This is a genomic window from Mesorhizobium sp. M1143 (assembly GCF_040318435.1).
Classification (GTDB): Bacteria; Pseudomonadota; Alphaproteobacteria; order Rhizobiales; family Rhizobiaceae; genus Mesorhizobium.
Genome location: NZ_JAMYMJ010000001.1, coordinates 317552 through 339585, shown reverse-complemented (window position 1 = coordinate 339585; position 22034 = coordinate 317552). Strand labels below are relative to the sequence as shown.

The window sequence follows — 22034 nt, the reverse complement described above, 5'->3', positions numbered from 1 at the left end:
TGATCGGGTAATCGCCACCGCATCCAGAATCACTTCTGACGCATCGACCTCTTTCTCTTAGCTCCCCTGGAGCTCAAAGAATTCCTGTTAAACACATATAATCTGTCATCAAGCTGGTTGCCATCTAAGGAGCCTAGCCTAGCCTTAGCTTCTCTATATTCATCTATGGCTATTGACACATTCCACTCTTCTTCGACAACACTAACGACCCAACCAAAAATACCAAAATCGGAACGGACTCCGTCGCCGTTCCAAACCACCTCTTCTCTAAAATGCAGCCGCCTCATCGGAAATATCGGCCGAGTTCCCATTCTAACAGAAAAGACATTATCATCTAGTACTATGCTTCCAAGTTTATTGGACGAAACAGCTGCATAACTTCTTCGCATCAGGCTCAGAGATGCATCATGAATAAACTTGACTTCCCCCTCTACACGAAGAAAATTCCTTAAATCGTTAATCGATGCTGCTGGGCCTGCCCTTTCCATTATAGGAAGGGATTCATCCTTAATCCCAAGATGCAACAAAGTTTCGGCAAGCCCGACTGATATTCCAAAGTCGATATTCTCCTTACGAATAAGGTTGACTTGATCACTAATCCAATCGCTATAGTCTTCTCTAGAACCTCGTAAGCACGCTATGTCTCGTGAGATTGCGTTAGTCGTACCCAAGAAAATTCCTGACAGTCCATTTATTTGATCGGCCTTCAATCCGCCCACCGTAATTATTCCATCGAGCTCCGGGCCAATATAGTAATCCGGCCTTGGGTTCAAAAAGCCGAAGCCAAGGATTTCCCCAGACTTCGCGATAACGGGGCGAGCACGTCTCGCGTCTTTCATCAACTCCTTTTGAATTTGCTTTATCGAGCCAAATCTCTCGTTATTTGAGCGATCAGCGTCAAACGTTCTTCTAACCAAGCCAGGTGGATCAAGCTCTTTCCAGGAGTTAGCTGGAATGCTCAATTGATATCCACCATCACCATCATCAACTATCTCTATATTTACGTCACAACTGCACGCTATTCTCTCTATGCTTTTTGAGAAATACCCGACCTCTCGACCTCTAGGAAAAAGCTTCTCAGGCTTATCGAAAATCTTCACGCTGACAATAGTGCCTGGATCCACAAGTCTTTTCGACTCGTTCGCGTATCGAATAAACGGTCGAGTAGAAATTCCGGAATTAAACACCAGCTCAATTGTTTTCTCCAAAGGGGCAGAAGGCCGCCTTGTCCAAACTGAGACCTGATCTCCGAGCATGAAGACGGAAAAGAACCCTATGCCGAAGCGCCCTGTGCTCTTATATCCCTTCGCGTACAAGCCCGGCAATTCGAGATAGGAAAGCGAAGACTCCCAATAGCTTGAGCCAAAATCTAATAACTTAGAATTGATAGCTTCCAAAGACATGCCAATCCCATCGTCGGAGATATCAATATAGGTTCCATTGTCACTTACTCTCTTGCGGACCCTTATCTTTCCCCAATCGTTTCCCCGACCCTCAATAAGCCGACGGGCCCTAACTGCGTCGCAGCTATTTTGTATCAGCTCACGTAACGCAACTAGCGGATTATCGCCGTAAAGGCCCCGACCACCCAGTATAGAAACAATTTTGGACACGTTTGAAATTCTGATTTGAGCATCAACCGGAACCCAGTCCCTTGTCCCCACGTTCTTTTCCATAAGCGCAGGAGTTTCAACGTTCGACACGCCGCGTACTGCCAAGCGACAGTCAGTCCGTGTATCCGCCAAAAGTGCATCTGTAGATCGCAACTCGGCATCTACATATCTCAACGTGTCATAGCAGAGCCACCAGGCCGCAGATTCCGTCTCGCTGAACCTTCTAGTGCTGGCGTAGGAAAGGCGGTCGCCAACAGCGATAGGTCGACCTAACATTTCCTGAAAAATCCAATGGTCTCGGCTGGTTGGTGGTAGGTTGCGAAATAGCTGGGTAAAATATGGAGCGCGGCGGGAGTCTAAATGAGCAACATCGCACGCTCTCAATATGCACGACAACTTGAGAAGATCGCACGTCCATTCTGGAGGAAGGAACGGAGGAGACCCAATTATTCTATTTAAGTAGACATGTATTTTCTCTATACTTTCCCAGTGACTTTTGGCGACAGCACCTATCACCTCACCAAATGAATTACGAAGCCTTTCGTCATCAATTATGTATATCTGCTTGCCATTCCTATCTACCCAAAAGATCATCGAGGCCATTCGGGTAGGCAGCTAGCGACATACCAGCGTCATGGGTAAGAAAGCTCAACCCTAAGACATACGCCTCAGCTGGATTGAGATCTAGGCTATCGCCAATAATAAGATCGCAGTACTCCCAAAGAGCATCAAGATGCGTTATATCGTGGGAAGTATATTCTGGCAAATCTCTAGCTATTTCCTGAACTAGTAACGACGCCTTGGTGCGCGCGGCGAGAAAGGAGCTTCGCAAAATCCCCCTTTCCTCGCCAAATTTATCTTGTGATTTGATTTCTAAAGACGATGACCATGTTTTAGTTGATCTGAAGTCGACCATTTTATGCTCCCACTCCCCAATCTACATGCCCAACCAACTTATATCTATGTGAATAGAACGGGTTGCAAGCTCTTTCGCTTTCTGCTGCCTCCCGGCCCGCAGCGCGGTTGAGATAGCCTTGTGTTTTTGGAGTCTTTTAGATTTAAGAAGGCTTTGGCCCCCTCACCCCACCGCCACGCACTCGATCTCGATATCAAACTCCATCGGCCACGACGCCACAGGCACGAAGCTGCGCGCCGGCGGATTGACGCTGAAGTACTTGGCGTAGACCCGGTTGATGGCGTTGTGGAAGCCGGAATTGACGGCGTAGATGCGCACCATCACCACATTGTCCAGCGAGGTGCCTGCCGCTTCTAGACAATGTTTCAGCGCCTTCAGCGACGCCTCTGTCTGCGTTTCGATATCGCCACGCACCATCTCGCCGCTCACCATGTCCACCGGCGGCGTCGCCGAGATGAACACGAAGCCATTGGCCCTTACTGCCGTCGAGCAAGGCAGCCCGAGCGCCCGCACCTTGGCCGACATGACGGGCACTTCGATGACTTCTTTTTTCATGGTGATCTTCCCCTTGTTTGCCAAGCTGGCGCCAAGGCCCCCTCACCCAGCCTCCGCTTCGCTCGGCTGACCTCTCCCCGAGGGGAGAGGAGCCGGTCAGCGCCAGCGCTTCCCTCTTCTCCCCAGTGGGGAGAAGGTGGCCGCGAAGCGGTCGGATGAGGGGGCCTGCGCCACCTTTGATTGTGAGGAGCTTATCCCCCCGCCCAGCGAACGCCAGCGCCGGACCATAGTCCAGCCGTCACCCCTGCCCCGGATAGGGCATGCCGTCCTTGTGCAGGAACCTGCCATCCGAACTCGGGCTCATCATGTCGATGTCGGAGCAGGTGATGAGATCATCCGGATTGCGCGATCTGACCTCGAGATAGCGCGCCGTTGTGGACGAGCGGTTGATCATGTGGTGGCCGTTGCCGCTGTTCTTGGCAAAGGTCGCGCAGTCGCCGGCCTTGAGCAGCGTCTCGCCGCCATCCTCGACCAGCACCAGTTCGCCTTCCAGCACATAGACGAGCTCGTCCTCATGGCTGTGCCAGTGGCGCTGGCTGGACCAGCCGCCTGATGGCAATGTCATCAGGTTGACGCCGAAATCGGTGAGGCCGCCGGCATCGCCGAGGCGCTGGCGTGTGCGCTCGGCGCAAGGGGCGTCGAAGGGTGCGGGGTAGCCGGAGCCCTTGCGGACAGGCACGGTGGACAGGTCGATCTTGGGCATGGGAGCTCCATTGAATTGGTGGCGGCAGTGTATGTCACTGCCGCCGCAGCCACTTTGCCGCAATGCCTTGCCAACGGCAGGCATCGGCCGTCGCACTCTACGGCGCCCCCCTCTGTCCTGCCGGACATTTCCCCCACAAGCAGGGAGATTGGCTGTCGCCTCAGCCTTCGCCAATTTTCACCGTCGGTAGAAAAGCACGGCGCCGACGCTGCTGATCTCCCCACTCGTGGGGGAGATGTCCGGCAGGACAGAGGGGGCGCCGTAGAATGCTATTGCTGGCCAGTCACCAACCCTCAACCCTGATGCGCGGCCGCGAGTTCCTTCACGTGCTTCTCGTGCATCTGCAGCGTCGGCAGCGTCTTCTTGGCGAATTCCTTCATCGCCGGGTCGTCGCCCGAGTTGGCATAGGTGCTGAACAGGGCAACGGCCTCCTTGTGCGCGTCCGTCTGCATCTGGATGTACTTGGCGTCAAAATCCTTGCCGCTTGTGCTCTTCAACTCGTCGAGCATTGCCTGCTCCTTCGGCTGCAGGGCCGGTCCCGCGGCTTTGGTCGAACCGGTGGTCTGGCCCTGGCTCAGCGCCGCCTTGAACTCCTTGCCGGCTTTGGTGTGGTCCTTGACCATCTGCTTGGCGAATTTCCTGACGTCAGCCGCCTTGGATTTCTCCTCGGCGAGCTTGCTCGACTGGATTTCGAATTCGTTGGAGCTAGGCACGGTCTTGACGAAGGTTGGGGTATCGACCTTGCTGGCGGCCATGGCAGGCGCGACCGCAGTCGAGTTGGCCGCAAAGGCGGCAGGGGCACCGGCGAACAAGGCGACGGCGGCAATGGTGAGAAGCGTTTTCATCTGAGGTCTCCGATTTGAAAATTTCCCTCGGCTAATCAAACGCGGCATTGGCGGCAGGGTTGCGTCCGGAGAACTATTCGTCAGCGACCATCTGCCGAAGAGCCGTCCCGAGCCCCTGGCGGACAAACCTCAGGACAGCACGCCTCGCCATATTGCAGCTGTTCGTTCCAGTTCGGCCGACCCTCAGGCGTGAAATCCATAAGGTTCCACAGGATCTCGCAGATGCCGATGGCGCGCTGATCCTAATGGACGGCGCTGCATTGGGAGCCGGTTGCACTTCCCTGTATTGCGTCTGCAGGTTAGATTTCCGGAGCTGGGGAGACACATGCAAGAGGATGAAGAGATCGATCTGCGCTGCCCGCAAGTGGTGGCCGACAATGCCGCCAAGGGGTTGAGGCTGCGAAGAGAATTCGGCCGGGGCGGCACCGAGATCGGCGTGGCGCGGGCGACGGAACTCAAGAACCGCGAAAAGCTGGCGCCATCCACTATCCGCCGCATGGTCAGCTACTTCGCCCGCCACGAGGTCGACAAGCGCGGCAAGAATTACGGCAATGAAGACAATCCATCGGCCGGCCATATCGCCTGGCTGCTGTGGGGCGGCGACGAGGGCCGCGCCTGGGCGCTTGACCTCAAAAAGAAGATCGGCAATGCGCCCGATATCTGAGGGCTGCCGTAAAACGACTGGCGGGCCCCAAACCCCCGCCTGGGACCCGCCAAGGAGTGGCTGAACACATGCCGGTGCAGCCCCTCCACATCTGCCAGTCGTCGATCCGCCATCGGTCGAAAGGCATGGATGGTGAGGTAGCATCCGGTTGCGGCGGCCTATGTGAAGCAGTTCACAATCCGAAGGATTTCAACAGCGCCCGAGCAATTCCAGGAAAGGTGGGAACCGGTTTTCCCGGGAAAAGCGCGTAGCGTTTTCCCCAGGGAATTGCGGCAAGAAAAAAGCCCTTACCCTTCCCAGGCGACAGGCACCATTCCCAGCCGCTCGTAGAGCCTGAGCGCGGCGGCGTTCTCGACCGTGTTGGTCTTGAGGTCGACATGGGCCGCGCCTCGATCGCGAAAGGCGTTGAAAGCCTGCCACATCAGCGCTTCGCCAATGCCTTTGCCGCGCGCTTCGGGATGGACCGCGAGGTCCTTGACGAAGGCCCTGGTCCAGCACAGCGCTGCCGCCGCCAGCCGTCCCTTGGCGTCGATGACCAGGAAACACAGCGCCGGGTCGAATTCGGCATCGCTGGATATGCGCGGCCACCATTCGTCGAACGGGCCGTCGGTGCCGTCGTCGAACACCTCGGTCAAAAGCGCATGCAAGGGCTGCGCGTCACCATGTTCGAAGCAGCGCATGGTAAAGCCGGCCGGCCAGTGCGGTGCAACGAGCGTCTCGTCGAGGATTTTGCGCAGCCGGATGTCGTTTGGAGCCGGCGGGCGCGGTTCAGGCATCGCGCTCAGGCGTCGGGCTGCAGCCGGCGGCGCTTGCGGTCGACACCGAGGCCGGTGGCCTCGAGCAGGCCTTTGCGCTTGGCGTCGAAATAATAGCCGGTCTGGTAGAGCCAATCGGCCTTCTTGGCGTTGCCACCCGCCACCAGCCAGGCGCCACGCAGATATTTGACCGCGTATTTCAGATTGGTTTCGGCGTCGAACAAGCCCTTGGCCGGCCCGTCATAGCCCATGCCGCGCGCCGTCGCGTGCTTGATCTGCATCAGCCCCCAATGGCCGTTATTGTAAGCCTTGGGATTGTAGGTGCTTTCGCGGTTGACGACGTGGCGCACCAGATCGACCGGCACCTCGTAGAGAGCAGCGTATTTCTGGATCAGCCGGTCGACGTCGCCGCGCATGCCGGTCGCATGCTCTTCTTCCGGGAGACCGAGGGGCGCGGCGGGGAACTGGCCCAGGGAAGCCGGGTTCTGCGGCACGACATAGGCTACCTGCTGCACGCCGGGCATGGCGTTCTGGCCGCCCTTGGCGGTCGCCGGCATGACAAGGCTGGCGGTCGTATATTGCGCCGCGACCGGCTGTCCGGCGTTGGCGGGCGCAGGCGCCTGCCAGGCATTGGCGGCCATCACCGCAGGCACGGCCGGGGCCGTGGGCGTCGCGCCGGCAAAGGCCGCCGTCGCGGCAACCGGCTGCGCAGCGGCATCGAGCGCTGGCGTGGCCGGCGTCGCTTCGGCCGCCTGGACGGGTGTTATGCCCGAGGATTGCGGCAGCACCGAAACCGTATCGGGCAGCGGCAAGGTGAAGCCGGCATCGCTGCCGGCGGCGGTCGCGGTTTCGGTCAGCGCAGGCGTAGCCTTCATCTGCGAGGTCGATTGGCAGCCGCTGAGGGCAGCTGCGCCGACGATCACAGAGATCGCGAAAAGGTTGAATTTTGCTGGCAAGCCGCGCGGGTCCGATTTGTCGGTTGTTAAGAAGTCCTTACACCAGCGATTCCTGGTGGGCAATCGGGACCATCTGGTGGTTTTCGGGTGGCGAGAGCCGGGCTCAGATGCCATATTGTTCTGCATATGTACCGGTCGGCATCCCGGTTTTCGCCACTTTGCGGAAAGGAGCGCATCATGGAAACGGCATCTTCGATCACAGCCGGCCACGCAGTGTTAGAAACAGTGATCGGCTTCATGGGCATCGCCTGGAGCGAAAAGGGCCTGATCCGGCTCTGCCTGCCCGAAAGGAGCCGCGAAGCGGTGGAACGCCGGCTGATGCGGCATGCCGGTGTTGCCGCCAATACGACTGCGAACATTGGGCAGCCGCAATGGGTGGTCGAGCTGATCGCCTCGATCAAGGCGTATGCGTCAGGCGAGGACGTCGATTTCTCCGGTGTGCCGGTCGATCTCGACGGCGTCGACGACTTCCGTCTCGCCATCTACGACGCGGCGCGGAAACTGCATTACGGCGAAACCACCACCTATGGCGAACTGGCCAAGCGCGCCGGCCAAGCCGGCCTGCCGCGCGAAACCGGGGCAGCGCTGGGCGCCAACCCGGTGCCGCTGGTCATCCCCTGCCATCGGATACTAGCCGCGGGCGGCAAGATCGGCGGCTTCTCGGCGCCCGGCGGCTCGGCCACCAAGGAAAAGATGCTGGCCATGGAAGGCGTGCGCGTCGGCCCGCCGCCGGCGGCGCAGGTCTCGTTCGGGTTCTAAGAGCTTGAATGGTATGCCGGCTGGGTATGTTGAGATTCAGGTCAGGCCGCACCGAGAACTATGGTCTTCGAGAACCGGAGCGGAGCGTACTTAATGTACGTGGGCGCCGGAAGCGCAGAAGACCGGCCTCACTTGAATATCAATATGCCTAATGACGGCGCAGGAAGCGGCGGTGAAAATGGTCGTTCTCGATCCGCTTGCAGAGATAGACCGGGCAGGATTCGGTATCGGCGCTCGGCACATAGGCGCGCTTTCTGACCTCGCCGACATTGCAGAATTGCTGGCTCTGCACATAGCGGTCGAAGAGCGGCAGCCCCGGCACGCGCCTGGACTGATAGCGCAGGATGACCGCGCCCTGGCGGGCGATCGTGCCTTGCACCCTGTCGCAGCTCATACGAGTGGGGTCGTAGCGCGAGATCGCCTGCGCCTCGGCGGCCGCCAGCGTCAGGCAGGCGGCAAGCAGAATGGTTTTCACAACCGTTTTCATGACAGTCTCCCAAAACCGGACTAACGCCGTCGGGCGTCCCGATCTTCCCGATTGCTCGACGCTTTCATGCGATTGGGGCGGCCTTTGGGCGGCGCCACCGCAACGCCATTTTTCGAGCCATCTTGTTTTTGGTGCGAAACCCGCCTATATCAGCTCCATTGATATTTCGGCCGATCGATCCGGGCCTCGCGATCTTCGCGTTTGCTGACGTCTATCTCCAAAATCTCGATACAAACCGGCTGAACCTCGGTTCGGTCAAACCAAAGCAAATGCGAGGACTATTCATATGGCAACTGGTACGGTCAAGTGGTTCAATGCCACCAAGGGCTTCGGCTTCATTCAGCCTGATTCGGGCGGTGCGGACGTTTTCGTTCACATCTCCGCTGTCGAGCGCGCTGGACTGTCGACCCTGGTCGAAGGCCAGAAAATCAACTTCGAGATCGAGCAGGACCGCCGCACAGGCAAGTCGTCCGCTGGTTCTCTGAGCAAGGCAGCCTGATTTTGCGATAGCGCGCGCCGGACGAGAGTTCGGGGCGCGCGGCAAGTCACGGATGTACTGACGGTCGCGCGAGAAGCGCGCTGGAGCAGAAAGACCCGACAAGCTGGATCAGCAGATAGCTGTCGGCCCGGACTTAAAGCTCCGATCAGGCTACCGAAAATGGGAAGGCGGGATTTATCCCGCCTTTTTGTTTGTCTGGAATTGGACGATGGCCATGCTAGTTTCGCCCCATGACCAAGCTCGAACAGATTGAAAGATCCATCGCAGCCCTGAAGACCAAAGAACTAAAGGCCTTTACCAAATGGTTCGCAGCGTATCAGGCAGAGGTGTGGGATATGCAGATCGAGGCGGACGCCAAGGCTGGCCGGCTGGATAAGTTTGCCGAGCAGGCTTTGGCTGAACTTCACGCGGGCCGAGTTCGCCCTCTTTGAATGCGCGCTACGGCCGAAGGCCGCAAGCCCAACCGGGCATCGCGCCCGTTGGCGTCCGGTCCGGAACGAGCCGCGAAGCGGCGGCAAGCGCGAGCACAAATCAGCGCCGCAGATGCAGCGGCACCACCTTGTTGTCGGCGCCAAGCAGCGCCTCGATCGACAGCGGCTCCCGGTTGAAGATCGTGCCGGCCAGCGCCGGGCGGCCGAGATGGAACCCCTGTAGCAGGTCGACGCCGCCATCCAGCGCGACGCGCAGATGCACGGATTGCTCGATGCCTTCGACCAGCACCTTGGCGCCGCGATCGTGTAGCGACGAGACGAGCGGCCGGAAGAAGCGCTCGGCGGCAGCGTGGCGGCAGAATTCGGCGAACCAGCCGCCGTCGATCTTCACGATATCCGGCTGGAGCAGGTTCATCCGCTCCGCGGTCGAGTGGCCGGTGCCGAAATCGTCGATGGCGATGCGGATGCCGTGGCGCCGCATCTCGCGCGCCAGCGGGGCCAGCACATTATCGTCGGCCGCCTGTTCGGTGATCTCGCAGACCAGCATGGCGGCATGCAGGTCGAGATCGCCGAGATGCCGCGTCATCAGCCGGATCTCGGCCAGCGCCCGCCCGAGATGATCGTTGATCATCGGATTGTAATTGAAGAACAGGTCGAGCCCGTCGACGCCGATGTTGCGGAAGTTTTTCAGATGCAGCATCCGGCACATCGTCTCGACAAACAGGCGGTCGCCCGGCGCGACGCTGTCGAAGAACATGGCCGGTGCAACCGGCATGGAAGCGCGCTGCGGTTCGATCAGCGCCTCGACGGCAACCGCGGCCAACGCGCCACCGCGTGGCGCAAAGATCGGCTGGTAGGCGCTCTTCAGCCGGAACGCGCCATAGACGCCATATTCGATGCCGACCTCGTCGGCAAAGATCGCTTCGCCGATATCGCGACGCCTCTCGCGCTGCCCGGTCATGGCCCGGTCCTGCGCCCGAACACCCTGCCCGGCCGCGCCGGAGGCGCTGCAGTCGGGCCGGCAGGCGTCTTGCCAGGCTCGGCCGCCGCGACAGACGGCTGCGTATCCTTGCCGAAAGCGCGAAAGCTGGTCGGCGCCAGTTCCGGCTTTGCCAGCACAAAGCCCTGCACCATCGATGCGCCGGATTTCTCGGCTAGTTCAAGCTGCCAGCCTTCCTCGATGCCTTCGAACACCGTGCGGATGCCCTGTAGTTCGAAGTTCGTCACCATGGCAGTCAGCAGGGCAAAGCCGGCGCCGGATTCCATGAGCTGCGTGATCCAGTGCGCATCGAATTTGACGATGTCGGGCTTGAGCTCCTTGATGCGGTTGATGTCGGATTCATCGGCGCCGTAATCGTCGACGGCAATGCGAAAGCCATTGGCCCGCAGCGCCTCGACAAAGCTGTAGAGCGTTTCCTGCGACGCCGACTTCTGCTCGGTCACCTCGCACACGATGCGGCGCGGATCGATCCCGGCTTCGTGCAGCACCAGCCGCATGTCGCGCAACGCGTTGTCGGCGATGGAGCGCTCGGTAAACACCGACGGATCGAAATTGACGAAGATCGAAGCCTCTTGCGGCAGGCAGGCGCCGGCATTGAGCAAATGCAGCGTGCGCGTCAGCGCCTCGATATGCAGGCGGTCGCCGGCCGGACAGGTGCGGAAGAAGTTCATCGGCGATTGCGGCTCGCCGTCACGAAACGGCCGGATCAGCCCCTCGAACGCTGCGATCGAGAGCTTGCCGTCCTTGAAGGCGAAGATCGGCTGAAAGGCGCTCTGCAGCGTGTAGGGACCCCAGACACCTGAAGCGGTGCCGTCATCGTGACGGATGATGTGGGCAAGCCCGGTGCTGCGCGACAAGGGTCCCTCGCTCCGCGAGACAGGCGAAATGGCTGGCGATCCTGCCGTCAAAGGTTTTAGCGGCCGTTGATGAATTTAGTCTTGCCGGGGATAGGCGTCGATTGCAGAGCCCGCAACGCAGAGTGAAACCGTCATGCACGCGCTCCAAAAAGCCGATCTCCACGGGTCCTTGACCCCTGGCTCATCCGACAATGCTTGCACTTGCCGGGTCGATGCGACATGAGAAGCGCCGCAGCTGTTTGCGGTTGCGCCGACCCCTCTGGAGATATCTGGTCATGGCCTTTCTTGCCGACGCCCTTGCCCGCGTAAAGCCTTCCGCCACCATCGCGGTGACGCAGAAAGCCCGCGAGCTGAAAAATGCCGGCCGCGACATTATCGGCCTCGGCGCCGGCGAACCGGATTTCGACACGCCCGACAACATCAAGAATGCGGCGATCGAGGCGATCCGCCGCGGCGAGACCAAATACCCGCCGGTTTCGGGCATCGCGCCGCTGCGCGAGGCGATCGCAAAAAAATTCAAGCGCGAGAACAATCTCGACTACAAGCCCGAGCAGACCATTGTCGGCACCGGCGGCAAGCAGATCCTGTTCAACGCCTTCATGGCGACGCTGAACCCAGGCGACGAGGTCATCATCCCCCGCCCCTATTGGGTCAGCTATCCCGAAATGGTGGCGATCTGCGGCGGCACCTCGGTGTTCGCCGACACCTCGATCGACAATGGTTTCAAGCTCACTCCCGCCGTGCTGGAAAAGGCGATCACGCCGAAGACCAAATGGCTGTTGATGAACTCGCCATCGAACCCGTCCGGCGCCGCATACACGGAAGCCGAGCTGCGCGCGCTGGCCGACGTGCTCTTGAAGCATCCGCATGTCTGGACACTGACCGACGACATGTACGAACACCTGACCTATGGCGACTTCGTCTTCAGGACGATCGCCGAGGTCGAGCCGAAACTCTACGAGCGCACGCTGACCATGAACGGCGTCTCGAAAGCCTACGCCATGACCGGCTGGCGCATCGGCTATGCCGCGGGTCCCGTCCAGCTGATCAAGGCGATGGACATGATCCAGGGCCAGCAGACCTCGGGCGCCTGCACCATCGCGCAATGGGCCTCGGTCGAGGCGCTCAACGGCCCGCAGGATTTCGTCGCCAGGAACAAGGCGATCTTTCAGGGCCGTCGCGACCTCGTCGTGTCGATGCTCAACCAGGCGCGCGGCATAACCTGCCCGTCGCCGGAAGGCGCCTTCTATGTCTACCCGTCCTGCGCCCAGCTGATTGGCAAGAAGACCAAGGCCGGCAAGATAATCGACACTGACGAGACTTTCTGCTCCGAATTGCTCGAAGGCGAGGGTGTCGCGGTGGTGTTCGGCTCGGCCTTCGGCCTCGGCCCCAACTTCCGCATCTCCTACGCCACGTCGGAGACGCTGCTGGAGGAAGCCTGCACGCGCATCCAGCGGTTCACGGCATCGCTGACCTGAACTGGCGGCACCGAGACATGAAACCCGGCTTCGAGCCGGGTTTTTGTCAGGAGCAGACCTCAGCCGCCATACTGCTCGCTGGTGACCGCTTCCATCCAATCTGCGTGGACGCCGTCCAGCGCTTCCTGCATGGCGACGTGGGTCATTGTCGTCTTTGGACCCGCGCCGTGCCAGTGCTTCTCGCCCGGCTCGAACGAGATCACGTCGCCCGCCTTGATCTCCTGGATCGGCCCGCCCCATGTCTGCGCAAGGCCGGCGCCCGACGTGACATAGAGCGTTTGGCCGAGCGGATGCGTGTGCCAGTGGGTACGCGCGCCAGGCTCGAAGCTGACCAGCGTGGCCCGCAGCCGCGCCGGCGCTTCCTTCTCGATGATGGGCGTCTGCAGCACGCGGCCGGTGAAATACTTCTCCGGTGCGATGATGGTCGGCACGCTGCCGCAGGCAATGATCTTCATCTCTGGTGACCCCTGAGTTCAGTAGAACCTACCCTGCCCCGGTGCTCGCTACCACCCCAGCCGAGGCCAGAACAGGCCGGCACGTACGCGATAGTCCGCGTAGGCTCCGGCCAGCGGCGTGCGCGAAAATTTCTTCTCTTCGTCCAGCGCCGCAAACACATAGAGGATAGCGATCCCGGCGACCGGCACCAACGCCCAGACCGACCAGGTCGCGATCCCCCAGCCGATCCAGAAGACGATGTAGGACGTATAGAAGGGGTGGCGGACATGGCCGTAGGGGCCGTGGGTCAGCAGGCTGTGCGGATCGTCGGGTGCGAAGACGAAGCGCAGCCGCACCTTGCGCGACGTGACGATCGCCCACCAGAACAGGGCAGAGCTCGCCAGTTCGACGGCAAGTCCGGTGAGCTTTGCCGAACCCGGCTGCGATTGGATCCAAAGGGTGGCGAGAAAGAACAGCGCCGTGGCGATGACCGCCGCCGAAATCACCATGGCGCCTGGAGACATCGCCTGCGATTGGAAATGCGCCCGCATCGACCAGACATATTGGCCAAGCATCGCGATGCTGCAGATCGAGACAAGAAGATCGAGGACTGGTTCCATTGTCGGGATTCCGCGCGTGATTGCCATGGAGCCAGCGATCGTGCCGGCTATCTCTTTAGAAATCCTTTCTTAACCACATGTTTAAAGAACATATAGAGCCAGCGATGCGATGTTGGCGGTCAGGCAAATCTCAAGGTCTAATCCAGCATGAGCATCACTCACCGCACCATCCGCACGCCGCAGGCCGACTTGCGCCTCAGCCAGTCGTCTGGGTCCGGCATGCCCATCGTCATGATCCATGGGTCGGGCAGTTCGCGCGCCGTGTTTGCCCGTCAGTTCGATAGCCCGCTTGCCGACGGCCATCGGCTGATCGCCTTCGACCTTCCCGGCCACGGCGAGTCCTCCGATGCCCGCGACCCGGCGACCGCCTATACGATTACCGGCCTTGCCCAGACCACAGCCCGGCTTCTCGACGCTTTGGGCATCGGCCACGCCATCATCTTCGGCTGGTCGCTCGGCGGCCATGTGGCGGTCGAACTGGCCAGCTTTCACCATGCGGTCAGCGGCCTGGTGCTGACCGGAGCGCCGCCGGTGTCGCGGGGGCCGCTTGGCATGCTGCGCGGCTTTCACGCCAACTGGGACATGCTGCTGGCCTCCAAGAAGGTCTACTCCGAACGCGACATCGAGCGCTTCGAGGCGCTTTGCTTCGGCGATACCGCCAGTCCGTCTTTCCGCGAAGCCATCAGGCGCACCGACGGCAGGCTTCGCGCCGGCGTGGCGCGCAGCATGTTTGCCGGCAAGGGCGCCGACCAGAAACAGGTGGTCGAGCACGCCCCGTTCCCGGTTGCGGTGATCAATGGAGAGCATGATCCGCTGGTGCGGCTGAGTTACTTCGAGACGGTGGCCTATGGCTTGCTGTGGGAACAATGCCATGTCATATCAGGCGCCGGCCATGCACCGTTCTGGGAACGCCCAGACCTGTTCAACCCGTTGCTGTCGCGCTACGCCGAGATGGTGGTGAAGCAGAGTGCAGCCGCCACGCCCACGCGCCGCACCCAGGCAAGCTGAAATCGCCGGACGGTTCTGATCCCGGGGTCTTGCCTCGGCCGCCTGACGGCGCACCGGATTCCTATTTTCCTTGCCCTGCCGGCTAACCCGTGGGACGATGGGCTTGGGCAGGTGGCTAAGAGAAACAACCCCGCCCCGCGACGGTCGAACAGGCCGGCCGCCGCTCACGACAGGGTGCGATCGGCGCAAAACCGTTTCCACTTTTGCTGATCGCACTCCAAGGGCCAAGCCTGAGTGGAGGTCAGCCATGGGTACTCGCGCCGGAGGACGACGCACGGGACCGAAATGCATTGCCATAGTCGGTCCCTTTGCAAGCGGTAAGACGACACTTCTCGAAGCCATCCTCGCCCGTACGGGCGCCATCCCCCGCCAAAATCCCGTTTCATCGGGAAGCACCGTTTCCGATCATTCGCCCGAGGCGCGGGCGCACGCCATGAGCGTCGAGGCGACCTTTGCCACCACCGAATTCATGGGCGAGCAGATCACCTTCGTCGACTGTCCCGGATCGATCGAATTCTCCTTCGAGGCCGAGCCGGTGCTGGCAGCCTGCGATCTCGCGGTGGTCGTCGCCGAGGCCGACGAGAAGAAGATCCCAGCCTTGCAGCTCATCATGCGCAAGCTCGACGATCTCGGCGTGCCGCGCATCCTGTTCCTCAACAAGGTCGACAAGGCAATCGCCGGCGTACGCGATACGCTGAAGATGCTGCAGCCGACGAGCGCGGCGCCGCTGTTGCTGCGCCAGATTCCGCTGCGCAAGGACAATGTGGTGATCGGTTCCATCGACCTGGCGCTAGAGCGCGCCTACATCTACCGCGAATATGCCGAAAGCCAGGTTGCCGAAATTCCAACTGACGACAAGGCGCGCGAACTGGAGGCTCGCTTCTCCATGCTGGAGACGCTTGCCGACCATGACGACCAGTTGATGGAGCAGTTGCTGGAGGAGATCGAGCCGCCGAAAGACGCGGTCTTCGACGATCTGTCCGCCGACCTGCGCGCCGGCGCCATAACGCCGGTGCTTATCGGCACCGCCGAAAAAGGCAACGGCGTGCTGCGCCTTTTGAAGGCGATCCGCCATGACGCACCGGATGTCGAGGCGACGCGCAAACGGCTCGGCGTCCCCGACGGCAATCACACCGTGGTCCAGGTGATGAAGACCATCCACACCGCGCATGGCGGCAAGCTGTCCGTGTCGCGCGTACTCTCCGGCCAGATCGCCGATGCAGCCGAACTCTATTTGTCGAATGGCGAGACGGCGAAGGTCTCCGGCATCTACAAGATGCTCGGCAAGGACCAGTCCAAGCTCACCGCTGCCAAGGCCGGCGACACGGTGGCGTTGGGCAAGCTGGACGAGGTCAAGACCGGCCAGACGTTGAGCTCCACGAAGGGCGGTATCAAGCCGCTGGTCACGCTGACGCCGCCGCAGCCGGTCTTTGCCTTTGCCCTGCGGCCGAAGGAGCGCAAGGACGAGGTCAAAATGTCGGCGGCCATCCAGCGCCTGGCCGAGGAAGATCCCTCGCTCACCTTGCGCCACAACCAGGACTCGGCCGAGACCGTGCTGTCCGGCCATGGCGAGATGCATCTGCGGGTCGTGCGCGAGCGGCTGGAAGGCAAGAATCAGATTCCGGTCGAAGGCCATGCGCCTGCCGTCCCCTATCGCGAGACGATCCGAAAGACGGTGCAGCAGCGCGGCCGCCACAAGAAGCAGTCCGGCGGCCATGGCCAGTTCGGCGATGTGGTGATCGAGATCAAGCCGCTGCCGCGCGGCTCCGGCTTTCAGTTCTCGGACACCATCACCGGCGGCGTCGTGCCCAAGACCTACATCCAGTCGGTCGAAACCGGCGTGCGCGATTATCTGAAATCCGGCCCGCTCGGCTTCCCTGTCGTCGATGTCGCCGTCAACCTCTCCGACGGCTCCTACCACGCCGTCGATTCCTCCGACATGGCTTTCCAGATGGCGGCCAAGCTGGCCATGAAGGAAGGCATGGCGGCCTGCTCGCCGGTGCTACTCGAGCCGGTCATGAAGGTCGAGATCGTCACGCCGTCCGAAGCCACTTCGAAGATCATCGCGCTGATCCCGCAACGGCGCGGGCAGATCCTTGGCTACGACGCGCGGCCTGACTGGCCGGGATGGGATGTCGTGGAGGCGACCATGCCGCAGGCCGAGATCGGCGACCTGATCATCGAACTGCGCTCGGCGACCTCCGGCGTCGCCAGCTATCGTTGCGCCTTCGATCACATGGCCGAGCTGACCGGACGGTTGGCCGACGAGGCGATGAACGCCAACGGCAAGGCTGCCTGACAGGCCGAAGGATGATCCGCACAAAAAACGGCGCCCGGGTGACCCGGACGCCGCTCTTATTGCGGACCGTCTTCTTGGGAGGAAAACGGCAGGTCCGCCGCACGTATCCGCCGCGCCATACGGCACTGACAGACGAATAGGTTCGGACGCGGTAGCTGCCTGAGCCCGGATCTTCCGAGTGATGCCCCCATCTCCCGGTCGAACCACACCGCGTCCTATGATCTGCTTAAACGATGAATCGCGCCTGCGGCATGTTACCTGAGGTTACATGTCACTGTTACGCGGCGATTTTGCTCGATTTTTCGCTGGCTACGGCAGGCCCGGAAACAAAAAAGCCGGATCAATGAAGATCCGGCTGAGTTTGATTGGAAGTGCCTGTTAAGGCTAACCTCCAGAGGGGAACACTCGAGGGCGCTAATGGGAGGAGAACGCGCCCAGGAGATGATCTATATATGTGCTGTTCATGCCCAAGAAACAAGCATCTATTTTGCAACACACGCATGCAAAAAGGTACAGGCTGTGGACTAACCCATGTCTAGGGGCCATAAGACCACGAAAAGTTGCCAAATGAATGGCGCGACCGTGCTGTTGCCTTCGCAGAACCGCAAGTCGGGCTGATTCTCGCGCTCGCGGGCAAAAAGCCGAATGACGTTGAATCGGGCAACAGGCGTTTATTTTTGCGGCAGCGGGATGGGAAGGGTCGGCCGGAAGAAGGGAGACCTGACATGCGGACACCCCAGGCGATCGCCGGCAGCGCGGTCTTCTTCATCGCCGCACCTTGTGTCGTCGCCGGGCTGGTGCCCTGGCTGCTCACGGACCGCTACCGTCTGCCGCTGTCGACGGTGCCCGGCTTCGTGCCGGCCGGCTCCATCCTGATTGTCGCGGCCATCGCCCTGCTCGTCCATTCCTTTGCCCGCTTCGCGCTCGAAGGCCTGGGCACGCCGGCGCCTGTAGCACCCACCGAGAGACTGGTGATCGGCGGCGTCTACCGCCATGTCCGCAACCCGATGTACGTCGCCGTGCTGTCGATCATCCTCGGCCAGGCGTCGCTGTTTTCAAGCTGGAGCGTCGCTGCCTATGCCGCCATCGGCGCGATCGTCATGGGCTCTTTCGTCAGGTTCTATGAGGAGCCGACTCTCGCCCGCCGCTACGGTGGCGAATACGAGACCTACCGCCGCAATGTTCCCGGCTGGCTGCCACGGCTGACGCCTTGGCGGGGGTGACCAGCACCTCCCAAGGGCATGTTTAAAATGACCAGCTGCGCGCTTTGGCGATGATGAAGTCGCGGAAGACGTGCAGCTTGGCCTGGTTCTTCATTGCATCGGGATAGGCGAAATAGGTGTCGAAGGACGGCACCTCGGTCTCCGGCAAAAGCTGCACCAGATCCGATTCCTTGGAGATCACGTAGTCGGGCAGCATGGCGATGCCGGCGCCGCCCTGCACGGCGCGCTTGATCGACAAGATGTCGTTGATCTGCAGCGTCGGCACCCTTTGCCCACCGTCGAAATCGCCGATCGTTTCCAGCCAGTTCAGCTCCGACAGATGCGACGGCACCGGCACACCGAAAGTGACGATGCGATGGTTCTTCAGATCGGCGACCGAGGTCGGCTTGCCGTGCTTGCCGACATAGGACGGCGAGGCATAGAGGTGGAAATGCACGGTGAACAGGCGGCGCTGGATAAGGTCGGGCTGCTGCGGCTGGCGCAGCCGTATCGCGCAGTCGGCCTGGCGCATGGTGAGGTCGAGTTCCTCATTGGCCAGGATCAGCTGCAGGCTGATTTCCGGATAGAGCTCGATGAATTCCTGCACCCGCTCGGTCAGCCAGCCGGCGCCGAGCCCGACCGTGGTCGTTACCCTCAGCACGCCTGAGGGACGGTCCTTGGCCTCGGTCAGCTTCGACTTGATGGTCTCCAGCTTCATCAGCACGTCATGCGCCGTGCGGAACAGCATTTCGCCCTGCTCGGTCAGCACCAGGCCGCGGGCATGGCGATTGAACAGCGGCACCCCGACATCATGTTCAAGCGCGCTGACCTGGCGTGAAATCGCCGATTGCGACAGGTGCAAAGTCTCGGCGGCATGGGTAAACGACCCAGCCTCCGCCGCTGCGTGAAACACGCGAAGCTTGTCCCAGTCCAACGCCATTGAGTTCCCCTCGTTCTGTTTTTGGCGTCTGAATGAAAAATCAGGCTTTTGAACGGCTTGCGACGCCGTCTTGATAGATTTTATTCCGCCGCTTCGCGGTGCACCTCGATGCCGGCCAGGTATTTTTCCGCCTCGAGCGCGGCCATGCAGCCGAGCCCGGCGGCGGTCACCGCCTGACGGTAGATATCGTCGGTCACGTCACCGGCGGCGAACACGCCGGGAACGTCCGTGCGGGTCGAATTCGGCGCCGTCCACAGATAGCCGTTCGGCTTCTGCTTCAGCTTGCCGACAAACAATTCCACCGCCGGCGCATGGCCGATCGCCACGAACACGCCGTCCACCTGGAGATGGCTGACCTCGCCGGTCACCGCATTTCTGAGCTTCAGCCCTTCGACCGAAGGCGGCAGCGGCGTCTTGCCGGGCCGGCCGGTGATCTCGTCGACGATCGTGTCCCAGATGACTCGGACATTGTCCTTTTTCAACAGCCGCTCACGCAGGATGCGCTCGGCGCGGAAATCGTTGCGCCGGTGGATGACGGTCACGCTCTTCGCCAGATTGGAGAGATAGAGCGCCTCCTCCACCGCCGAATTGCCGCCGCCGATGACAGCGACATCCTTGCCGCGATAGAAAAAACCATCGCAGGTGGCGCAGGCCGACACGCCGAAGCCCATGAAGGTCTGTTCGGTGGGGATGCCCAGCCATTTCGCCTGCGCGCCGGTGGCAATGATCAGCGCGTCGGCCGTGTAGGTGGTGCCGGAATCGCCCGTGGCGCGGAACGGCCGCACATTGAGGTCAACCTCGGTGATGATGTCGTTGATGATATCGGTGCCGACATGCTCGGCCTGCTTCAGCATCTGCTCCATCAGCCACGGGCCCTGGATCGGATCGGCGAAGCCCGGATAGTTTTCGACATCGGTGGTGATCATCAGCTGCCCGCCCTGCTGCAAGCCTGCTACGAGCATCGGCTTGAGCATGGCGCGCGCGGCGTAGACTGCGGCGGTATAGCCGGCCGGGCCGGAACCGATGATAAGGACAGACGCGTGCTTGGTGGTCATCTAAAGCCTCTGCGGGGCAGACAATCGAGTGTGCCTTGGAAAACGACGTGAAATGTTGCTGGCAATGTAAGGGTTGCCAACCACACCAGCAAGACGATCAGGCCGTCGTCCCCGGAAAGCTTCGGGGCCTACAGGCTTATTCGCGCAATGGCCGCTTTCGTTACGGTTGCGAAATCGCCCGACCAAAGGGCTGGCATCGACACAAAAGTCGTTTAAGGACGAGAGCGCGAAAGATTCTTGCGCTAAGCCGAGACCGCCATGCCCCTGAAAGCCGACCTCGACGCCATCGACTGGAAGATTCTGCGCGAGCTTCAGGCCGACGGGCGCATGACCAATGTCGAACTGTCGAGCCGTGTCGGCATTTCCGCCCCGCCCTGCCTGCGCCGTGTCCGGCGGCTGGAGGAAACCGGCGTCATCAGAGGCTATCGCGCCTTGCTCAACGCGCCGGCGCTCGGCATGGATGTCGTCGCCTTCTGCCTGATCGGCCTGCATCACCAAGCCGACGCGGAGCTCAAAGCTTTCGCCGAGCGCACTCGCGGCTGGCCGATCGTGCGCGACGCCTGGATGGTCTCGGGCGAATCCGACTTCCTGCTGCATTGCGTGGCGAGCGATCTCGGCACGTTCCAGACCTTCGTCATTGAAGAACTGGCCTCGGCCCCCAATGTCGACACGGTGCGCACCGCGCTGACCATCCGCCGCGTCAAGGATGAGGGGCTGGTTGCGTTCAACGCCCCATGATCGTCCTAGATTCGGGCGAGCGACTCGATAGCCCCCAAAAGCCCTACCAGATCATCGGGGTTGCGCAGCGGCAGAACCTCGAAGCCCGGCTCATTACTTCCCTCGCCATCCACCAGCCAGCCGCGCGGCAGGCCGGCACGTTGTCCGGCCTGCATATCCGCGGCCTTGTCGCCGACTATCAGCGAGCGCTTGAGATCGAGGCCGAGACGCTGCCGGGCCTGTAGCAGCATGCCCGGATTGGGCTTGCGCATTGGATGGTCGGCGACCGCCAGTGGCCCGCTGCCCGCCTCGTGGTAGGCGCAGGCCAGAACCATGTCGACGAAGGCATCGCCGGCGGCAAGCAGCTTGAGAACCCGGCCGTTGACCGCGGCAAATTCCTTCCAGCCGAAATAGCCGCGCGCGATGCCGGACTGGTTGGTGACGATGACCACCGGGATGTTGCCCCGGTTGGCCGCCGCGATGACCGGCACGATGCCGTCGCGCAGCGCCATTTTGGCTGGATCGTCGGGATAGCCCGTATCGACATTGATGGTGCCGTCGCGGTCGAGGAACAGCGCCGGCGCGTTGGCTGGAAACACCCGCGAACCCACCCGCTCAACCCACAGGCCGGGCTCAGCCAGCGGGTATGGACCGTAGGCCCCGGTGTCAGCCATTCGACAGACGGTCTTCCACCACCTCGCAGAGATAGTGGTAGAGGCAGAGATGTCCCTGCTGGATGATCGGCGTCGAGGTCGAGGGCACGTTGAGCAGTATGTCGGTGAGCGGCTTGAGTTTGCCACCGCTGTCGCCGGTGAGGCTGACCACCGTCATGCCCATCATCCGAGCCTGTTCGGCGGCAGCCAGAATGCTCGGCGAATTGCCGCTGGTCGAGATGGCAAGCAGCACGCCGCCGGGCGCGCCATGCGCCTCGACCTGGCGCGAAAACACGGTGTCGAAGCCATAGTCATTGCCCCAGGCGGTCAGCATGCCCGCGTTGGCCGGCAGCGCAATCACATTGTAGGCCTTGCGCTCCTTAAGGAAGCGGCCGACCAGTTCGGTGGCAATGTGGATGGCGTCGCTGGCCGAGCCGCCATTGCCGCAGACCAGCAGCGCCTTGCCCGAGGAAAGCGCGGCGACGACCGCACTCACAGCACGTTCCATCTCGGCGGTCAGGTCACGCTCGACTGTCGCGGTGATCGCGGCCGCCGAGCGGACCAGATAGTCATTCAGTCCGGACATG

25 protein-coding genes and 1 pseudogene are annotated in these 22034 nt (G+C 61.1%); 9 read left to right on the top strand and 17 right to left on the bottom strand.

The features are described from left to right. Nucleotides 1–29 precede the first annotated feature (29 nt). The 6 genes and pseudogenes from NKH35_RS01725 to NKH35_RS01705 form a co-directional block, all read right to left on the bottom strand. Nucleotides 30–1703 (bottom strand): ATP-binding protein, encoded by a 1674-nt coding sequence (locus NKH35_RS01725; RefSeq protein ID WP_352913178.1) that lies wholly within the window; start codon nucleotides 1701–1703, stop codon nucleotides 30–32. Between the two features lie 69 nt (nucleotides 1704–1772). Next, nucleotides 1773–2207: pseudogene (locus tag NKH35_RS31985) on the bottom strand (HD domain-containing protein); the annotation flags it as partial. Further along, on the bottom strand, nucleotides 2188–2529 hold the full coding sequence (locus tag NKH35_RS01720) for an HD domain-containing protein (protein ID WP_352913176.1): 342 nt from the start codon (nucleotides 2527–2529) through the stop codon (nucleotides 2188–2190). The pseudogene NKH35_RS31985 and the gene NKH35_RS01720, both read right to left, overlap by 20 nt. A 162-nt stretch (nucleotides 2530–2691) precedes the next feature. Continuing rightward, on the bottom strand, nucleotides 2692–3084 hold the full coding sequence (locus tag NKH35_RS01715; protein WP_352913175.1) for a Rid family hydrolase: 393 nt from the start codon (nucleotides 3082–3084) through the stop codon (nucleotides 2692–2694). A 238-nt stretch (nucleotides 3085–3322) separates the two neighbouring features. Continuing rightward, on the bottom strand, nucleotides 3323–3787 hold the full coding sequence (locus NKH35_RS01710; RefSeq protein ID WP_352913173.1) for a cupin domain-containing protein: 465 nt from the start codon (nucleotides 3785–3787) through the stop codon (nucleotides 3323–3325). Nucleotides 3788–4080: 293 nt separating this feature from the next. Then, a complete protein-coding gene (locus NKH35_RS01705) occupies nucleotides 4081–4632 on the bottom strand; it encodes a DUF4142 domain-containing protein (RefSeq protein WP_023733307.1) in 552 nt (183 codons plus the stop codon). Nucleotides 4633–4957: 325 nt separating this feature from the next. Between NKH35_RS01705 and NKH35_RS01700 the strand changes: the two genes are divergently transcribed. Further along, nucleotides 4958–5296 (top strand): hypothetical protein, encoded by a 339-nt coding sequence (locus NKH35_RS01700; RefSeq protein ID WP_023733308.1) that lies wholly within the window; start codon nucleotides 4958–4960, stop codon nucleotides 5294–5296. A gap of 287 nt (nucleotides 5297–5583) precedes the next feature. On the opposite strand, the gene NKH35_RS01695 is transcribed toward NKH35_RS01700, so the two are convergent. Together NKH35_RS01695 and NKH35_RS01690 are read right to left on the bottom strand one after the other, a co-directional pair. Next, the gene (locus NKH35_RS01695; RefSeq protein ID WP_023724918.1) at nucleotides 5584–6072 is read right to left on the bottom strand and encodes a GNAT family N-acetyltransferase; all 489 of its coding nucleotides are present in this window, start codon (nucleotides 6070–6072) and stop codon (nucleotides 5584–5586) included. 5 nt (nucleotides 6073–6077) lie between these two features. Next, the gene (locus NKH35_RS01690) at nucleotides 6078–7007 is read right to left on the bottom strand and encodes a transglycosylase SLT domain-containing protein (RefSeq protein WP_352543284.1); all 930 of its coding nucleotides are present in this window, start codon (nucleotides 7005–7007) and stop codon (nucleotides 6078–6080) included. 177 nt (nucleotides 7008–7184) lie between these two features. Here NKH35_RS01690 and NKH35_RS01685 point away from each other — a divergent pair, with 177 nt between their 5' ends. Then, complete coding sequence (locus tag NKH35_RS01685; RefSeq protein WP_023671959.1) at nucleotides 7185–7766, top strand: methylated-DNA--[protein]-cysteine S-methyltransferase; 582 nt, start codon at nucleotides 7185–7187, stop codon at nucleotides 7764–7766. Between the two features lie 148 nt (nucleotides 7767–7914). Here the strand turns inward: NKH35_RS01685 and NKH35_RS01680 are convergent, their stop codons facing one another. Beyond that, nucleotides 7915–8241, bottom strand: a complete 327-nt coding sequence (locus tag NKH35_RS01680; RefSeq protein WP_023689728.1) for a hypothetical protein — start codon at nucleotides 8239–8241, stop codon at nucleotides 7915–7917. A 298-nt stretch (nucleotides 8242–8539) separates the two neighbouring features. Here NKH35_RS01680 and NKH35_RS01675 point away from each other — a divergent pair, with 298 nt between their 5' ends. Further along, complete coding sequence (locus NKH35_RS01675; protein WP_015316174.1) at nucleotides 8540–8752, top strand: cold-shock protein; 213 nt, start codon at nucleotides 8540–8542, stop codon at nucleotides 8750–8752. Between the two features lie 230 nt (nucleotides 8753–8982). After that, the gene (locus NKH35_RS01670) at nucleotides 8983–9183 is read left to right on the top strand and encodes a hypothetical protein (protein ID WP_023713920.1); all 201 of its coding nucleotides are present in this window, start codon (nucleotides 8983–8985) and stop codon (nucleotides 9181–9183) included. A 100-nt stretch (nucleotides 9184–9283) separates the two neighbouring features. Here NKH35_RS01670 and NKH35_RS01665 read toward each other — a convergent pair whose 3' ends face one another. Continuing rightward, complete coding sequence (locus NKH35_RS01665) at nucleotides 9284–10144, bottom strand: EAL domain-containing protein (protein ID WP_023713921.1); 861 nt, start codon at nucleotides 10142–10144, stop codon at nucleotides 9284–9286. After that, a complete protein-coding gene (locus NKH35_RS01660) occupies nucleotides 10141–11040 on the bottom strand; it encodes an EAL domain-containing protein (protein ID WP_023683766.1) in 900 nt (299 codons plus the stop codon). The genes NKH35_RS01665 and NKH35_RS01660 overlap by 4 nt, the downstream gene beginning before the upstream one ends. A 275-nt stretch (nucleotides 11041–11315) precedes the next feature. On the opposite strand from NKH35_RS01660, the gene NKH35_RS01655 reads away from it, so the two are divergent. Beyond that, nucleotides 11316–12518 carry a pyridoxal phosphate-dependent aminotransferase gene (locus NKH35_RS01655; protein ID WP_023683765.1) on the top strand — a complete coding sequence of 401 codons (1203 nt, stop codon included), beginning with the start codon at nucleotides 11316–11318 and terminating at the stop codon, nucleotides 12516–12518. 59 nt (nucleotides 12519–12577) lie between these two features. On the opposite strand, the gene NKH35_RS01650 is transcribed toward NKH35_RS01655, so the two are convergent. Both NKH35_RS01650 and NKH35_RS01645 read right to left on the bottom strand, forming a co-directional pair. Continuing rightward, nucleotides 12578–12973, bottom strand: a complete 396-nt coding sequence (locus NKH35_RS01650) for a (R)-mandelonitrile lyase (protein WP_023683764.1) — start codon at nucleotides 12971–12973, stop codon at nucleotides 12578–12580. A 48-nt stretch (nucleotides 12974–13021) separates the two neighbouring features. Beyond that, complete coding sequence (locus tag NKH35_RS01645) at nucleotides 13022–13573, bottom strand: methyltransferase family protein (protein ID WP_023683763.1); 552 nt, start codon at nucleotides 13571–13573, stop codon at nucleotides 13022–13024. A 147-nt stretch (nucleotides 13574–13720) separates the two neighbouring features. On the opposite strand from NKH35_RS01645, the gene NKH35_RS01640 reads away from it, so the two are divergent. The 3 genes from NKH35_RS01640 to NKH35_RS01630 all read left to right on the top strand — a co-directional run bounded on the left by NKH35_RS01640 (nucleotide 13721) and on the right by NKH35_RS01630 (nucleotide 18103). Beyond that, nucleotides 13721–14581, top strand: a complete 861-nt coding sequence (locus tag NKH35_RS01640) for an alpha/beta fold hydrolase (RefSeq protein WP_023671967.1) — start codon at nucleotides 13721–13723, stop codon at nucleotides 14579–14581. Between the two features lie 247 nt (nucleotides 14582–14828). Then, on the top strand, nucleotides 14829–16880 hold the full coding sequence (locus NKH35_RS01635) for an elongation factor G (RefSeq protein WP_023683761.1): 2052 nt from the start codon (nucleotides 14829–14831) through the stop codon (nucleotides 16878–16880). Between the two features lie 725 nt (nucleotides 16881–17605). Continuing rightward, complete coding sequence (locus NKH35_RS01630; protein ID WP_023733317.1) at nucleotides 17606–18103, top strand: methyltransferase family protein; 498 nt, start codon at nucleotides 17606–17608, stop codon at nucleotides 18101–18103. A gap of 22 nt (nucleotides 18104–18125) precedes the next feature. On the opposite strand, the gene NKH35_RS01625 is transcribed toward NKH35_RS01630, so the two are convergent. Both NKH35_RS01625 and trxB read right to left on the bottom strand, forming a co-directional pair. After that, the gene (locus tag NKH35_RS01625) at nucleotides 18126–19022 is read right to left on the bottom strand and encodes a LysR family transcriptional regulator (RefSeq protein WP_023671970.1); all 897 of its coding nucleotides are present in this window, start codon (nucleotides 19020–19022) and stop codon (nucleotides 18126–18128) included. 80 nt (nucleotides 19023–19102) lie between these two features. Continuing rightward, nucleotides 19103–20077: a thioredoxin-disulfide reductase gene (gene trxB / locus NKH35_RS01620; RefSeq protein ID WP_023733318.1), complete on the bottom strand. Its 975-nt coding sequence runs from the start codon at nucleotides 20075–20077 to the stop codon at nucleotides 19103–19105. 258 nt (nucleotides 20078–20335) lie between these two features. Here trxB and NKH35_RS01615 point away from each other — a divergent pair, with 258 nt between their 5' ends. Next, on the top strand, nucleotides 20336–20815 hold the full coding sequence (locus NKH35_RS01615) for an Lrp/AsnC family transcriptional regulator (protein WP_023733319.1): 480 nt from the start codon (nucleotides 20336–20338) through the stop codon (nucleotides 20813–20815). Between the two features lie 5 nt (nucleotides 20816–20820). On the opposite strand, the gene NKH35_RS01610 is transcribed toward NKH35_RS01615, so the two are convergent. Further along, the gene (locus NKH35_RS01610) at nucleotides 20821–21468 is read right to left on the bottom strand and encodes a D-glycero-alpha-D-manno-heptose-1,7-bisphosphate 7-phosphatase (protein WP_352913169.1); all 648 of its coding nucleotides are present in this window, start codon (nucleotides 21466–21468) and stop codon (nucleotides 20821–20823) included. After that, nucleotides 21461–22033, bottom strand: coding sequence for a D-sedoheptulose-7-phosphate isomerase (locus tag NKH35_RS01605; protein WP_023671975.1), 573 nt, complete (start codon nucleotides 22031–22033; stop codon nucleotides 21461–21463). The genes NKH35_RS01610 and NKH35_RS01605 overlap by 8 nt, the downstream gene beginning before the upstream one ends. Nucleotide 22034: the final 1 nt, after the last annotated feature.